This window comes from Pseudomonas sp. 3B-A001-10F (assembly GCF_056313565.1).
In genome coordinates, this window is the sequence record NZ_JBQYFW010000019.1 from 69,601 (window position 1) to 83,536 (window position 13,936).

General features: G+C 59.0%; 15 protein-coding genes. 2 read left to right on the forward strand and 13 right to left on the reverse strand.

All coding sequences use genetic code 11. From position 1 onward, the window contains the following. Position 1: 1 nt before the first annotated feature. From AC0ZWN_RS18145 to AC0ZWN_RS18155, 3 genes are read right to left on the reverse strand one after another with little or no spacing between them, the layout of a single operon-like run. A complete protein-coding gene (locus tag AC0ZWN_RS18145) occupies positions 2-715 on the reverse strand; it encodes a PilW family protein (RefSeq protein WP_476335978.1) in 714 nt (237 codons plus the stop codon). Beyond that, the gene (gene pilV, locus AC0ZWN_RS18150) at positions 712-1,161 is read right to left on the reverse strand and encodes a type IV pilus modification protein PilV (RefSeq protein WP_093434821.1); all 450 of its coding nucleotides are present in this window, start codon (positions 1,159-1,161) and stop codon (positions 712-714) included. The genes AC0ZWN_RS18145 and pilV overlap by 4 nt, the downstream gene beginning before the upstream one ends. Then, positions 1,158-1,631 (reverse strand): GspH/FimT family pseudopilin, encoded by a 474-nt coding sequence (locus AC0ZWN_RS18155; protein ID WP_093434819.1) that lies wholly within the window; start codon positions 1,629-1,631, stop codon positions 1,158-1,160. Before AC0ZWN_RS18155 ends, pilV begins: the two co-directional genes overlap by 4 nt. Before the next feature lie 130 nt (positions 1,632-1,761). Between AC0ZWN_RS18155 and AC0ZWN_RS18160 the strand changes: the two genes are divergently transcribed. Then, the gene (locus tag AC0ZWN_RS18160) at positions 1,762-2,316 is read left to right on the forward strand and encodes a GspH/FimT family pseudopilin (protein ID WP_476335979.1); all 555 of its coding nucleotides are present in this window, start codon (positions 1,762-1,764) and stop codon (positions 2,314-2,316) included. On the opposite strand, the gene ispH is transcribed toward AC0ZWN_RS18160, so the two are convergent. From ispH to murJ, 6 genes are all read right to left on the reverse strand, one after another. After that, positions 2,288-3,232, reverse strand: coding sequence for a 4-hydroxy-3-methylbut-2-enyl diphosphate reductase (ispH, locus tag AC0ZWN_RS18165; RefSeq protein WP_476335980.1), 945 nt, complete (start codon positions 3,230-3,232; stop codon positions 2,288-2,290). The two genes, AC0ZWN_RS18160 and ispH, sit on opposite strands and share 29 nt — an antisense overlap. Before the next feature lie 151 nt (positions 3,233-3,383). Then, on the reverse strand, positions 3,384-3,821 hold the full coding sequence (gene fkpB, locus AC0ZWN_RS18170) for an FKBP-type peptidyl-prolyl cis-trans isomerase (RefSeq protein ID WP_476336000.1): 438 nt from the start codon (positions 3,819-3,821) through the stop codon (positions 3,384-3,386). Between the two features lie 7 nt (positions 3,822-3,828). Further along, the gene (lspA, locus tag AC0ZWN_RS18175) at positions 3,829-4,341 is read right to left on the reverse strand and encodes a signal peptidase II (protein WP_095048703.1); all 513 of its coding nucleotides are present in this window, start codon (positions 4,339-4,341) and stop codon (positions 3,829-3,831) included. Beyond that, complete coding sequence (gene ileS / locus AC0ZWN_RS18180; protein WP_476335981.1) at positions 4,334-7,165, reverse strand: isoleucine--tRNA ligase; 2,832 nt, start codon at positions 7,163-7,165, stop codon at positions 4,334-4,336. The genes lspA and ileS overlap by 8 nt, the downstream gene beginning before the upstream one ends. A gap of 13 nt (positions 7,166-7,178) precedes the next feature. Further along, positions 7,179-8,117 (reverse strand): bifunctional riboflavin kinase/FAD synthetase, encoded by a 939-nt coding sequence (gene ribF, locus AC0ZWN_RS18185; RefSeq protein ID WP_174244482.1) that lies wholly within the window; start codon positions 8,115-8,117, stop codon positions 7,179-7,181. Between the two features lie 129 nt (positions 8,118-8,246). After that, positions 8,247-9,785, reverse strand: coding sequence for a murein biosynthesis integral membrane protein MurJ (gene murJ, locus AC0ZWN_RS18190; protein WP_476335982.1), 1,539 nt, complete (start codon positions 9,783-9,785; stop codon positions 8,247-8,249). Positions 9,786-10,037: 252 nt separating this feature from the next. Between murJ and rpsT the strand changes: the two genes are divergently transcribed. Continuing rightward, on the forward strand, positions 10,038-10,310 hold the full coding sequence (gene rpsT, locus AC0ZWN_RS18195; protein WP_003228351.1) for a 30S ribosomal protein S20: 273 nt from the start codon (positions 10,038-10,040) through the stop codon (positions 10,308-10,310). 210 nt (positions 10,311-10,520) lie between these two features. Here the strand turns inward: rpsT and AC0ZWN_RS18200 are convergent, their stop codons facing one another. The 4 genes from AC0ZWN_RS18200 to rpmA form a co-directional block, all read right to left on the reverse strand. After that, entirely contained in the window at positions 10,521-10,988 is a 468-nt protein-coding gene (locus AC0ZWN_RS18200; RefSeq protein WP_007909822.1) for a CreA family protein, read from the reverse strand. Positions 10,989-10,998: 10 nt separating this feature from the next. Then, complete coding sequence (proB, locus tag AC0ZWN_RS18205) at positions 10,999-12,117, reverse strand: glutamate 5-kinase (RefSeq protein ID WP_042561149.1); 1,119 nt, start codon at positions 12,115-12,117, stop codon at positions 10,999-11,001. A gap of 123 nt (positions 12,118-12,240) precedes the next feature. Further along, positions 12,241-13,464, reverse strand: a complete 1,224-nt coding sequence (cgtA, locus tag AC0ZWN_RS18210) for an Obg family GTPase CgtA (RefSeq protein WP_016986202.1) — start codon at positions 13,462-13,464, stop codon at positions 12,241-12,243. Between the two features lie 193 nt (positions 13,465-13,657). After that, positions 13,658-13,915 (reverse strand): 50S ribosomal protein L27, encoded by a 258-nt coding sequence (rpmA, locus tag AC0ZWN_RS18215; protein ID WP_003176049.1) that lies wholly within the window; start codon positions 13,913-13,915, stop codon positions 13,658-13,660. Between the last annotated feature and the right edge of the window lie 21 nt (positions 13,916-13,936).

Here is a 13,936-nt window from a genome sequence, read left to right on the forward strand (position 1 = left end):
CTCACTGCAAGCGGTTGCGCAAAGCGGCAACCACGTTGAAGGTTTGATTGCGCACCCGATTGTTCGGATCGTTGAGGGTCAGGCTCAGCCGCACACTGCGAATGCGCGCCGGATCGGCGGGGTTGGCGCTGTAGGTCGAGGCCGCCACATCCGTCGCCGAACTGGCCAGACCAAACGTCACGTTGAATGCACTGACATTGTTCACCAACACCTGCTGGGTCGGTGTGCCGCTGCCGGTGCCCATGAGAATCTGATTGTTGCTGAAGCTGTAGATCAGACGCCGGATCGGGAACGCGATTTGCCCGCTCGCCGGGGAGCGCAAGCCGGTATAGGCCGTTGCGCTATTGCGGCAGTCGGAGAGCACCGTCCAGGTTGGCGTGCCCCCGCCGCTGCCGATATCGGCGGTGACCAGCGTCAGTTTAAGGTTCGCATTATCCCAACTGATCGGGATGACCTGTGCGGCGTTGAAATCCCCCGCCGAACTGGAATCCGTGATGGTGCCGAGACAACCGAACATCCCCACCATACGAATTTCCTGAATCATTTTGCTCAACACAAAACGCGCGTCTTCCTGCATCGCTGCGGCACTGTTCTGGCTGACATAGGTATTTTTTGCTGCAATGAAAATCTGCACCACACCCAGCACCACGATGAGGCCCAGTGCCAGGGCGATGAGCAATTCGATCAGGCCGAAACCACGTTGATGGCGCCTCATGGTGTGGCCACCGGATCGACTGCGGCGCGACTGCTCAGGACAAAACTGCGTTGAGCGCTGGCGGTGTTGGCTGCCCGCGCATCGCTCCAGTTGATGGTGATGGTGTAAACGCGCTGATTGAGGCTGATGCTACCGGTGGCCGTCGGCCCGCCGAAATTGCTGATATTGGTGGAGAAGTCGTAGAGGTCTTGATCGCGGGCAACGCTCAGATTGCCCGAGGTCGGCGGTGTGACAGTGTAGTCAGCGCCGGAGTTGGCGCGGATGCGGTCCATCATGTCGTAGGCGATGAAACTGGCCTGACTGGTCATCCGTGAGCTGTCGGTGTACTTCAGCGCATTCAGTTGCACGGCCGCCGCGCCCAGCAACCCGACCGTCAGTATCAGCAACGCGACCAGCACCTCGATCAGCGTCATGCCCTGCTGTGCGTGTTGACTCCCTACCCTCATCCGCAAGTTCCACCCAATTGAATTCGTCCGTTCAAACACACGTTCAGCGTCCTGCTTTGCGTTCCCAACGTGTAACTGATGGTCACCGCCGTCGACGGCGCTGCCAGACCACCGAGGTTATTGAAATCCAGTGCGGTCACTCCTGAGGGTAGCGTCAGAGTTGCGCCACTGCTCATCGCGGGAACAACCCGCAACACATTGGCCGAAGTGCCAGTACTGTCGTAAACCGACAACTCACTGGTCCAGACGCTGCCACCGGCGGTCGGGCGCAGACGCAGGGTAGTGCCTCGGTCGATGGCTTCGAGCCTGGCGAAATTGATCGCCCGCTGCAGGTCGCCCATTTCGGTGTCGGCCTTGCTGCCCTGAACCGAACGGGTGAATGCCGGCACCGCCAGGGTGATCAGAATCACGAAGATCGCGATCGCAACCAACAACTCGATCAGCGTGAAACCTTTTGTACGAAGATCCATCGATGCCCTCCGTTGCCGTCGGCTATACCTGCTTCTACACGCTAGAACATTCAACCGGCCCGCGTCGGTTGATTTGCCATGCCCGGCGCACGGAGCGCGCCGTTCATCACACTCCACGGAGGGATTTTTCATGCCGCAACAGGGTTTCAGCCTGATAGAACTGCTTATGGGACTGGCGATTGGCGCAATTGTTCTGCTGCTGGTCAGTCCGGCGTTTGCCACGCTCAAAGAATCGAACCATCGGGATCAAGCGGCGCAATCGCTGCTCGATGGCCTTCGCAACGCCCGCACACTGGCCATCACGCGCAATCAGAGCGTGGTGATTCATGGCATCAACGGCGACTGGAGTCAGGGCTGGCGGATCATTCTGGATATCAGCGGCAAAGGGCCGAAGGACAGCAGCAATCCGCTGCTGCAAGAGCGTGCGAGCGACAAGCAGGTGCCGATCGTCGGCAATTGGTCGGTGAGTCGTTATGTACGCTTCAGCAGTCTGGGGCAACCGCTGATGCCCGGACGGGCATTTCAGGCAGGGACATTACATGTCTGTTCGGCTCGCGAGCCGGTCAGCCAGCGCCAGATAGTGCTGGCGGCGACCGGACGCGTGCGCCTGAACAGCCAAGAGACTGAGCAGGCGCTGTGTCAAAAAACCGAAAACGTCAGATCGAACGCACGCGCAGCTCTTTAGGCATCGAGAACGTGATGTTCTCTTCGCGACCAGCCAGCTCATCGGCACCGGTGGCACCCCAAGCCTGCAGTTGCTGAATCACGCCACGCACCAGTACCTCCGGCGCGGAGGCACCGGCGGTGATGCCGATACGCTCAACGCCATCGAACCAGCTCTTTTGCAGGTCTTCCGCGCCGTCAATCAGGTAGGCCGGTGTGGCCATGCGCTCGGCAAGCTCACGCAGACGGTTGGAGTTGGAGCTGTTCGGGCTGCCAACTACCAGCACCACATCGCACTCGTCGGCCAGTTGCTTGACCGCGTCCTGACGGTTTTGCGTGGCGTAGCAGATGTCGTCCTTGCGCGGACCGCCGATGGCCGGGAAGCGCGAGCGCAGCGCATCGATGACGCGACTGGTGTCGTCCATCGACAGCGTGGTCTGGGTCACGAAAGCCAGTTTATCCGGGTTCTGCACCTGCAGCTCGGCGACGTCTTTCTCGTCTTCGACGAGGTAAATCGCGCCGCCATTGCTGCCGTCGTACTGGCCCATGGTGCCTTCGACTTCCGGGTGTCCGGCGTGGCCGATCAGAATGCACTCACGGCCATCGCGGCTGTATTTAGCCACCTCAATGTGCACCTTGGTCACCAGCGGGCAGGTGGCGTCGAACACTTTCAGGCCACGGCCGGCGGCTTCGGTGCGTACGGCCTGGGATACGCCGTGAGCACTGAAGATCACGATAACGTCGTCCGGTACCTGATCCAGCTCTTCGACGAAGATCGCCCCGCGGCTGCGCAGGTCTTCAACGACGAACTTGTTGTGCACCACCTCGTGACGCACGTAGATCGGCGGCCCGAAGACTTCCAGGGCGCGGTTGACGATTTCGATCGCCCGGTCCACGCCAGCGCAGAAGCCACGGGGGTTGGCGAGTTTGATTTGCATGCTGTGCCTCGTGTCTTGCGCGCGAAAACAATGAAAAACCACTGTAGGAGCGAGCTTACTCGCGAAGGGGGCGTCACCTTCAACATCTCTGTTAGCTGACACACCGGTTTCGCGAGCAAGCTCGCTCCCACATTTGACCTTATACAGTCAGTTACAGCGCTTTAACGTTGATGATTTCCACGTCAAAGGTCAGCGTCTTGCCCGCCAGCGGATGGTTGAAGTCGATGGTCACTTGCGCGTCATCGAACTCTTTCACCACACCCGGCAGCTCAGTATTGGCCGCGTCATTGAAGATCACCAGCAAACCCGGTGACAACTCCATATCGACGAACTGCGAACGCGGAATGATCTGTACGTTCTGCGGGTTCGGCTGGCCGAAGGCGTTTTCCGGCTCGACGGTCAGCGTACGCTTGTCGCCAGCCTTGAAGCCGAACAGCGCCGCTTCGAAACCCGGCAGCAGGTTGCCGTCGCCGACCTTGAAGGTCGCCGGGGCTTTGTCGAACGTACTGTCGACGGTGTCGCCGTTCTCCAGGAGCAATGCAAAGTGCAAAGTGACTTCCGTGTTCTGGCCGATGCGTTGCTCAGCCAATACCTGTTCAGTCATGAACGGCTTCTCCGGTCTTTTTACTTTTGAACATATCCAGTGCCAACATCACCGCGCCAACGGTAATGGCGCTGTCAGCGAAGTTGAACGCCGGGAAGTACCAGCGGTTCTGCCAGTGCACCAGAATGAAATCGATCACATGGCCCAAGGCAATGCGGTCATACAGATTGCCCAGCGCGCCGCCCAGCACCAGCGCCAAAGCGACGGCCAGCCAGGTTTCGTTGCGGCCCAGGCGCTTGAGCCAGACCACCAGCACCGCACTGACCACAATCGCGATCAGGGCGAACAACCAGCGCTGCCAGCCGGAGCTGTCCGCCAGGAAGCTGAACGCCGCGCCGGTGTTGTAAGCCAGGGTCCAGCTGAAGTAATCAGGAATGATCACGATCTGCTGGAACATTTCGAGCCTGCCTTCGAAGTAGAACTTGCTGGCCTGGTCGATGACCAGAACCAGCAAACTCAACCACAGCCAGCTCAACCGTCCAAAACGGCCAACGGCATTAGGCATAGTGACGAACCTCGCCAGCGCCGCTGATGTTGTCGACGCAACGACCGCAGATTTCCGGATGCTCCGGGTTCACACCGACGTCTTCACGGCAGTGCCAGCAACGGGCGCATTTCGGGAAGGCCGATTTGACGATCTTCAGCTTCAGGCCGCTGACTTCAGTCACTACCGCGTCGGCCGGAGCCTGTACAAACGGTGCAACGCTGGCCGTCGAGGTGATCAACACAAAGCGCAGTTCGTTGCTCAGCTTGGCCAGATCGGCGCTCAGGGCGTCTTCGGCGTACAGCGTCACTTCGGCTTGCAGGTTGCCACCGACAGCTTTCGCTGCGCGCTGGATTTCCATTTCTTTGTTGACCGCTACTTTGACCGCCATTACGCGCTCCCAGTAGTCGCGGCCCAGTTCAACGTCGGCCGGCAATTCGGTCAGACCTTCGTACCAGGTGTTGAGCATGACCGATTCGTTACGCTCGCCCGGCAGGTATTCCCACAGTTCGTCGGCGGTGAAGGCGAGGATCGGCGCGATCCAGCGCACCAACGCTTCGGAGATGTGGAACAGCGCGGTTTGCGCCGAGCGGCGGGCCTTGCTGTTGGCGCCAGTGGTGTACTGACGGTCCTTGATGATGTCGAGGTAGAAACCGCCCAGCTCCTGCACGCAGAAGTTGTGGATCTTCGAGTAAACGTTCCAGAAACGGTATTCGCCGTAGTGCTCTTGCAGCTCGCGTTGCAGCAGCAAGGTGCGGTCGACCGCCCAACGATCCAGCGCGAGCATTTCTTCGGCCGGCAGGATGTCGGTAGCCGGGTTGAAACCGCTCAGGTTCGAAAGCAGGAAGCGCGCGGTGTTTCGGATACGACGATAAGCGTCCGCACTGCGTTGCAGGATCTGATCGGAAACCGCCATTTCACCGGAGTAGTCAGTCGAAGCAACCCACAGACGCATGATGTCGGCGCCCAGAGTGTCGTTGACTTTCTGCGGCGCGATCACGTTGCCCAGCGACTTGGACATCTTGCGACCGGCTTCGTCGACGGTGAAACCGTGGGTCAGCAGTTCGCGGTACGGCGCGTGATTGTCGATGGCGCAGCCGGTCAGCAGCGACGAGTGGAACCAGCCACGGTGTTGGTCGGAACCTTCCAGGTACAGATCGGCGCGCGGGCCGCTCTCATGACCCATCGGGTGCGAACCGCGCAGGACGTGCCAGTGCGTGGTGCCCGAGTCGAACCAGACGTCGAGGGTGTCGCTGATCTTGTCGTACAGCGGCGCTTCGTCGCCGAGCAACTCGGCAGCGTCCATCTTGAACCAGGCTTCGATACCTTCGACTTCAACGCGCTTGGCCACTTCTTCCATCAGCTCGACGGTGCGTGGGTGCAGTTCGCCGCTTTCCTTGTTGAGGAAGAACGGGATCGGCACGCCCCAGTTGCGCTGACGCGAGATGCACCAGTCCGGACGGTTGGCGATCATCGAGTGCAGACGCGCCTGGCCCCAGGCCGGAACGAATTTGGTGTCTTCGATGGCTTTGAGCGAGCGCACACGCAGGGTGTCACCGCTGGTTGGCTCTTTGTCCATGCCGATGAACCACTGCGCGGTGGCGCGGTAGATCAGCGGGGTCTTGTGGCGCCAGCAGTGCATGTAGCTGTGTTCGATGACGGTGGTGTGCAGCAGCGCACCGACTTCGGTCAGTTTGTCGACGATCGCCGGGTTGGCCTTCCAGATGAACTGGCCGCCGAAGAATTCCAGCGACGGCAAGTACACGCCGTTGCTCTGCACTGGATTAAGGATGTCGTCGTTAACCATGCCGTACTTCTTGCAGGTCACGAAGTCATCCACGCCGTAGGCCGGAGCGGAGTGAACCACGCCGGTGCCAGCACCCAGTTCGACGTAGTCAGCCAGATACACCGGCGACAGACGGTCATAGAACGGATGACGGAAGTTGATCAGTTCCAGCTGTTTACCGGTGGTGGTCGCGATGACCGAGCCTTCGACGCCATAGCGCGTCAGGCAGGCTTCGACCAGCTCTTCAGCCAGTACCAGCAGCTTGTCGCCGATGTCGACCAACGCGTAGTTGAATTCCGGGTGAACGTTCAGCGCCTGGTTGGCCGGGATGGTCCACGGGGTGGTGGTCCAGATCACGATCGAGGCAGGTTTGCCCAGCGACGGCAGGCCGAATGCGGCAGCCAGTTGGGCTTCGTCAGCGATCGGGAAAGCAACGTCGATGGTCGAGGACTTTTTGGTCTCGTACTCGACTTCCGCTTCAGCCAGGGCCGAGCCGCAGTCGAAGCACCAGTTCACAGGCTTGAGGCCCTTGAACACGAAACCGCCCTTGACGATTTCAGCGAGGGCGCGGATTTCACCGGCCTCGTTCTTGAAATCCATGGTCTTGTACGGGTTGGCCCAATCGCCCAGCACGCCGAGACGGATGAATTCGGACTTCTGCCCTTCGATCTGCTCGGTGGCGTAGGCACGGCACAGCTCGCGGGTCTTGTCCGCGCCCAGATTTTTGCCGTGGGTCACTTCAACCTTGTGCTCGATCGGCAGGCCGTGGCAATCCCAACCCGGAACGTACGGCGCGTCGAAGCCCGACAGGGTCTTCGAGCGGATGATCATGTCCTTGAGAATCTTGTTCAGTGCGTGACCGATGTGGATCGTGCCGTTGGCATACGGAGGACCGTCGTGCAGAACGAACTTCGGACGATCCTTGCCAATCTCGCGCAACTTTCCGTACAGGCCAATACTGTCCCAGCGCTGCAGGATCTGCGGTTCGCGCTGTGGCAGGCCGGCCTTCATTGGGAAGGCGGTGTCCGGAAGGTTAAGCGTGGCTTTATAGTCGGTCATTTAAGGCTCTTCATTAGCGATGGGCGCTAGGTGCGGCTAGTGCACGGGCGGTGGCGACATCCGCATTGATCGCCGTTTTCAATGCCTCCAGGGAGGCGAAGCGCTGCTCTTCACGCAGCTTTTGGTGGAAAACCACCGTCAAACGCCGGTCATACAGATCGCCGGCAAAATCTAGAAGATGGACTTCAAGGTGGGCCTTGCCATCACCTTGTACCGTGGGCCGTACGCCGATATTGGCGACACCGGGCCAGGTCTTACCGTCGATATCGACATTCACCAGATACACACCTGTGAACGGCACGCGACGACGTTTGAGTTGAATGTTGGCAGTGGGCGTACCCAGTTGCCGGGCCAGTTTCTGGCCGTGCAGCACGCGACCGGCAATGCGATACGGGCGACCGAGCAAACGTTCGGCCAGGGCAAAATCGGCGGCGGCCAATGCATTACGCACCTGCGTACTGCTGACGCGAATGCCGTCCAGCTCGACGGTTTGCGCGGCTTCGACGGTAAAACCGTGCATCTGCCCGGCCTGCAGCAGGAAGTCGAAATCGCCGAGGCGGTCGCAACCGAAGCGGAAGTCGTCACCGACTTCCAGATGCTGCACGCCGAGACCATCAACGAGGATGGTGTCGACGAACTCGCTGGCGCTGAGCTTGCTCAAGCGCTGGTTGAACGCCAGGCACAACACCCGGTCGACGCCTTCGGCAGCCAGCAATTGCAGCTTGTCGCGCAAGCGGGCCAGACGCGCCGGCGCGGTCTCGGGGGCAAAGAATTCCCGTGGCTGCGGCTCGAAAATCACCACGCAGCTGGGTACGCCCAACTCGAGCGCACGCTCACGCAGTCGGGCCAGGATAGCCTGGTGACCACGGTGAACACCGTCAAAGTTGCCAATAGTGGCGACGCAGCCCCGATGCTGGGGGCGCAAGTTGTGGAGGCCTCGAACCAGCTGCATAACGCGCTTCTTGCTCATAAAGTGGTCGATTATAACCACACCCGACGGTCGACGACAGGCAACACCGTAACGCAAAGTGAACGAGCCGACAAAACTGCCGGCCCGCGCCTGTTTATAAAGGGTAAAACCTTAGCTCAAGGCCTTGCGATTGAAGTCGCGCAAACGGAAACCAAGCAGCAGCAACATACCGAAATAGGCGACCACGCCCGCCGCGACCAATGCGCCCAGACGCAGGAAGCGCTCAAGCATGTGCCCCTGATCCCACGCCGGCATGAAATGCATGCCAAGCAGCAACACTGCCGACATTACCGCCACCGCAACCACAAGCTTGAAGGCGAACTTGGCCCAACCCGGTTGCGGCTGATACATCTGCTGCTTGCGCAGTTGATAGAACAGCAGCCCGGCATTCAGGCAGGCACCGGCGCTGATCGCCAAGGCCAGACCGGCATGAGCCAGCGGGCCGATCAACATCAAGTTGAACAACTGCGTGCACACCAGAGTGAATATTGCGATTTTCACCGGGGTACGGATGTTCTGCTGCGCATAGAAGCCCGGCGCCAGCACCTTGATCACGATAATCCCGAGCAGACCGACAGAATAGGCAATCAGTGCGCGCTGAGTCATTTCCGCGTCGAAACCACTGAATTGACCGTACTGGAACAGCGAAACAGTCAGCGGCTCAGCGAGAATTCCCAGCGCCAGCGCACAGGGCAGCACCAGCACAAAGCACAGACGCAGGCCCCAATCGAGAATTCGCGAGTATTCGTGACGGTCTTTACTGGCATAGGTTTTCGCCAATGTCGGCAGCAGAATCGTCCCCAGCGCCACACCCAGTACGCCGGATGGCAACTCCATCAAGCGGTCGGCGTAATACATCCACGACACCGAACCCGCGACCAGAAATGAGGCGAAAATCGTGTTGATGATCAGCGAAATCTGGCTGACCGAGACACCGAGAATCGCCGGCAGCATCTGCTTCATCACGCGCCAGACACCGGTATCACGCAGATTCAGACGCGGCAGCACCAGCATGCCGATCTTTTTCAGGTGCGGCAGTTGATAGAGCAGCTGCGCCAGACCGCCGACCAAGACCGCCCAACCCAATGCCATGACCGGCGGATCGAAGTACGGCGTGAGGAACAGCGAAAACACAATCATGCTGACGTTGAGCAACGTTGGCACAAAGGCCGGCACCGAGAAACGGTTCCAGGTATTGAGGATCGCCCCGGCCAGCGATGACAGGGATATCAGCAATATATACGGAAAGGTCACCCGCAACAGATCGGAGGTGAGCTGGAATTTTTCCGGCGTATCGGTAAAACCGGGCGCGGTGGCCCAGATCACCCAAGGCGCGGCGATCATGCCCAGCGCAGTGACAACCGCCAGCACCAACGTCAGCAAGCCCGATACGTAGGCAATGAACGTGCGCGTCGCCTCTTCGCCCTGCTGGCTTTTGTATTCGGCCAGAATCGGCACGAATGCCTGCGAGAAAGCGCCCTCGGCGAAGATCCGCCGCAGCAGATTGGGCAGTTTGAAGGCAATAAAGAAGGCATCCGTCGCCATCCCGGCGCCGAATGTACGGGCAATCAGCGTGTCACGAACAAAGCCCAGAATCCGGGAAAGCATCGTGATAGAGCTGACGGCGGCCAACGATTTGAGCAGATTCATTGAGGGAATTTGTGCCTGTCGATAAACAGCAGGCGAACAAAGCGCCTACTTGTGCGATACTCCGCGCCGCAGCAGCACAGAGCCAAAGCTCGCGAGTTTACAGGTCAAGCGCCGGAAATAAATATCCCGCCTCTTTATACCTACCACTTAGCGGAACGTTTCAAGTGCCCTTGACAAGACTTCAACTCATCGGCATGATTCGCGGCCTATTTTGTTTGCTATTTCCTAAAAAGTCTTTCGAGGAGCTCGACGGTGGCCAACTCACCTTCCGCCAAAAAACGTGCAAAACAGGCTGAGAAGCGTCGCAGCCACAACGCCAGCCTGCGTTCCATGGTTCGCACCTACATCAAGAATGTAGTTAAAGCCATCGACGCAAAAGACGCTGAAAAAGCTCAAGCTGCATACGTTCTGGCCGTGCCAGTTATCGACCGTATGGCCGATAAAGGCATCATCCACAAGAACAAGGCTGCTCGCCATAAGAGCCGCCTGAATGGCCACGTCAAAGCGCTGAAAGAAGCTGCTTAATCCGACGTAGTCATTAAAAAACCGACCTTAGGGTCGGTTTTTTATTGCCTGTAATTTAGCAAATCCAGCGCAAAAAAATGTAGGAGTGAGCCTGCTCCGGGCGGCGTTCCGACGATGGCGGCGTGTCAGTCAGCAAATACATATCTGACTAACCGCTATCGTCGGAACGCCGCCCGGAGCAGGTTCACTCCTACAGTTGGATTTGCGGTGTTATTGCTGGACGGGTACCCACGGCAGGATCGGGATCGCGGTCACGGCATTCTGCGGACTGCCTTCGATCAAGCGATCGCTGTAGACCAGATACACCAGCGTATTGCGCTTCTTGTCCAGGAATCGCACCACCTGCATGGTCTTGAATACCAGCGAAGTGCGCTCCTTGAACACCTCATCGCCATCCTTCAGATCACCCTTGAACTTGATCGGGCCGACCTGACGGCAAGCGATCGACGCTTCTGCGCGATCTTCAGCCAGACCCAGACCACCCTTCACACCGCCCGTCTTGGCGCGCGACAGGTAGCAGGTCACCCCCTCAACTTTCGGATCATCGAAAGCCTCGACCACAATGCGGTCGTTCGGACCGACAAACTTGAACACCGTCGACACCTGACCGATCTCCTCGGCCGAGGCCAGCAATGGCATCGCCATCAGCAAGCCCAACAATCCTTTCGCTAAACGCATCGAATTTTCCTTAGACCAGAATCAGGTTGTCACGGTGAACCAGTTCAGGCTCCGCCATGTAACCGAGCAAACCGACAATCGCATCCGACGACTGACCGATGATTTTTTGTGCTTCAAGCGCGCTGTAGTTAGCCAGGCCTCGGGCAATCTCACGACCATCGGGCGCCACGCAGACGACCATTTCACCGCGACGGAAACTGCCCTGCACCAACTTCACACCTACCGGCAGCAAACTTTTATTGCCCTGTGACAGCGCCGACACCGCACCATCATCCAGCACCAACGTGCCGCGAGTCTGCAGATGCCCGGCCAGCCATTGCTTGCGTGCCGCGAGCATGCCGCGCTCAGGCGACAGCAACGTACCGATACGCTCACCCGCCTTCAGGCGATCAAGCACACGCTCAAGACGCCCACCAACAATGATGGTGTGCGCACCGGAACGCGCAGCCAGTCGCGCCGCTCGCAACTTGGTCTGCATACCGCCACGCCCCAGCGCACCACCCGTGCCGCCCGCTACCGCATCGAGACTCGGATCATCAGCGCGCGCTTCGTAAATCAGCTGTGCCTCGGGATTGTTGCGCGGATCGGCGTCAAACATGCCATCGCGGTCGGTCAGGATCACCAGCAGATCCGCCTCGACGAGGTTGGCCACCAGCGCCGCGAGCGTGTCGTTGTCGCCGAAACGGATTTCGTCGGTGACCACGGTGTCGTTTTCGTTGATCACCGGGATGACTTTCAGCTCGACCAATGCGCGCAAAGTGCTGCGGGCGTTGAGGTAGCGCTTGCGGTCGGACAAATCGTCGTGAGTCAGGAGAATCTGCGCAGTGTGCCGGCCATGCTCGGCGAAGCTCGATTCCCACGCCTGCACCAAGCCCATCTGACCAATTGCCGCAGCCGCCTGGAGCTCATGCATCGCACTGGGTCGTGCGGTCCAGCCCAAACGGCTCATGCCGGCCGCTACCGCCCCGGAGGACACCAGCACCAACTCGACGCCAGCCTCATGCAAGGCCACCATCTGCTCCACCCAGACACTCATTGCCGCGCGATCCAGCCCTTTGCCATCAGCTGTCAGCAAAGCGCTGCCGATCTTCACGACCCAACGCTGCGCACCTGTCACCTTGCTCCGCATCATCTTCAACCTTAGCTTGAGGGCAGCGCGACCCAGCGCCGCCCATGACGTTATTTGTGACTTGCGATTTCCAGATACTAAAACGCCGCTCGATTGAGCGGCGCTTAAGTTTACTGCAATGAATCAGTCACGCACGTAAATGATTTCCGGACCGTCTTCGTCATCCACATCTTCTTCGTCCCAATCATCGTCGCCGATGTCATGGACCGACTTCACGCCGCTGCGACGCAGGGCACGCTTGTCATCCAGCGCCTGCAGTTGCGCACGCGCCTCATCTTCGATGCGCTGATCGAGATCGGCCAGCTCTTCCTTGTAAGCAGGGTCATTGGCCAGGCGATCGGCGCGGTCTTCCATGTAACGCATGATGTCGTGGCACAGACGCTCGGTACCGATCTTGGCGATCGCCGAGATCACGTAGACCGGGCCAGTCCACTCCAGGCGATCAACGATTTCCTTGACGCGCTCATCGTGCTCTTCTTCAAGGATCTGGTCGCACTTGTTCAGCACCAGCCAGCGATCACGCTCGGCCAGGGACGGACTGAACTTGATCAGTTCGTTGACGATCACTTCAGCGGCATCCGGTGCGCTGGAATCATCCAGCGGCGCCATATCGACGAGGTGCAGCAACAGACGCGTACGCGCCAAGTGCTTGAGGAAGCGAATGCCCAGGCCAGCACCGTCGGAAGCGCCTTCGATCAGACCCGGAATATCGGCAATGACGAAGCTCTTCCAGCGATCGACGCTGACCACACCGAGGTTCGGCACCAGCGTGGTGAACGGGTAGTCGGCGACTTTCGGCTTGGCCGCAGAAACGGAACGGATAAAGGTACTTTTACCGGCGTTCGGCAAGCCCAGCAGACCGACGTCAGCCAGTACTTTCATTTCCAGTTTCAGGTCGCGCTGCTCACCCGGCTTACCCGGCGTGGTCTGACGCGGCGCACGGTTGGTACTGGATTTGAAACGGGTGTTACCCAGACCGTGCCAACCACCCTGCACTACCATCAGTTTCTGGCCAGCCTTGGTCAGGTCACCAATCACTTCCTGAGTAGCAGAGTCGATCACCGTAGTACCGACCGGCACGCGCAGGATCAGGTCTTCACCTTTTTTACCGGTGCAGTCGGTGCTGCCGCCGTTAGAGCCACGCTCGGCATCGAAGTGCCGGGTGTAACGGTAGTCGACCAGGGTGTTGAGGTTTTCGTCAGCCATCATGTAGATGGAACCGCCGTCACCGCCATCACCGCCGTTCGGGCCACCGTTTTCGATGAATTTTTCCCGACGGAAACTCATGGCGCCATTGCCGCCGTCACCAGCCTTTACGCGAATCGATACTTCATCAACAAACTTCATAACCAACGCCTCTCGCCGTACGGACGAGCCGAAAAACAATCAAGACATAAGACTCTTGCAAAAATGAGCGCAGCGACCCCAAAACACGACCTGCATCGCACGCCGACAGCCCATACAAACAGTTTTGCAAGAGACTCACCCCACAAACGAAAAAGCCCCGTCGCGAGACAGGGCTTTTCCAGCGATCGCGCAATTAAGCTGCGACAACGCTCACGTAACGGCGGTTGAACGCGCCTTTTACTTCAAACTTGATCACGCCTTCGATTTTCGCGAAGAGGGTGTGATCCTTACCCATGCCAACGCCGTAGCCAGCGTGGAATTGGGTGCCGCGCTGACGCACGATGATGTTGCCCGGAATGATTTTCTGGCCGCCATACATCTTAACGCCAAGGCGTTTGGCTTCTGAGTCGCGACCGTTACGGGTACTACCACCAGCTTTTTTGTGTGCCATGAGTCAATTCTCCTAGTGAGG

Excerpts from the sequence above, each read along its gene's own strand:
- AC0ZWN_RS18160 (WP_476335979.1), top strand. The coding sequence starts at position 1,762 with ATGCCGCAACAGGGTTTCAGCCTGATAGAACTGCTTATGGGACTGGCG.
- ispH (WP_476335980.1), bottom strand. The coding sequence starts at position 3,232 with ATGCAAATCAAACTCGCCAACCCCCGTGGCTTCTGCGCTGGCGTGGAC.
- AC0ZWN_RS18145 (WP_476335978.1), bottom strand. The coding sequence starts at position 715 with ATGAGGCGCCATCAACGTGGTTTCGGCCTGATCGAATTGCTCATCGCC.
- pilV (WP_093434821.1), bottom strand. The coding sequence starts at position 1,161 with ATGAGGGTAGGGAGTCAACACGCACAGCAGGGCATGACGCTGATCGAG.
- ribF (WP_174244482.1), bottom strand. The coding sequence starts at position 8,117 with ATGCAGCTGGTTCGAGGCCTCCACAACTTGCGCCCCCAGCATCGGGGC.
- ileS (WP_476335981.1), bottom strand. The coding sequence starts at position 7,165 with ATGACCGACTATAAAGCCACGCTTAACCTTCCGGACACCGCCTTCCCA.
- AC0ZWN_RS18155 (WP_093434819.1), bottom strand. The coding sequence starts at position 1,631 with ATGGATCTTCGTACAAAAGGTTTCACGCTGATCGAGTTGTTGGTTGCG.
- proB (WP_042561149.1), bottom strand. The coding sequence starts at position 12,117 with ATGCGGAGCAAGGTGACAGGTGCGCAGCGTTGGGTCGTGAAGATCGGC.
- lspA (WP_095048703.1), bottom strand. The coding sequence starts at position 4,341 with ATGCCTAATGCCGTTGGCCGTTTTGGACGGTTGAGCTGGCTGTGGTTG.
- murJ (WP_476335982.1), bottom strand. The coding sequence starts at position 9,785 with ATGAATCTGCTCAAATCGTTGGCCGCCGTCAGCTCTATCACGATGCTT.
- AC0ZWN_RS18200 (WP_007909822.1), bottom strand. The coding sequence starts at position 10,988 with ATGCGTTTAGCGAAAGGATTGTTGGGCTTGCTGATGGCGATGCCATTG.
- rpmA (WP_003176049.1), bottom strand. The coding sequence starts at position 13,915 with ATGGCACACAAAAAAGCTGGTGGTAGTACCCGTAACGGTCGCGACTCA.
- cgtA (WP_016986202.1), bottom strand. The coding sequence starts at position 13,464 with ATGAAGTTTGTTGATGAAGTATCGATTCGCGTAAAGGCTGGTGACGGC.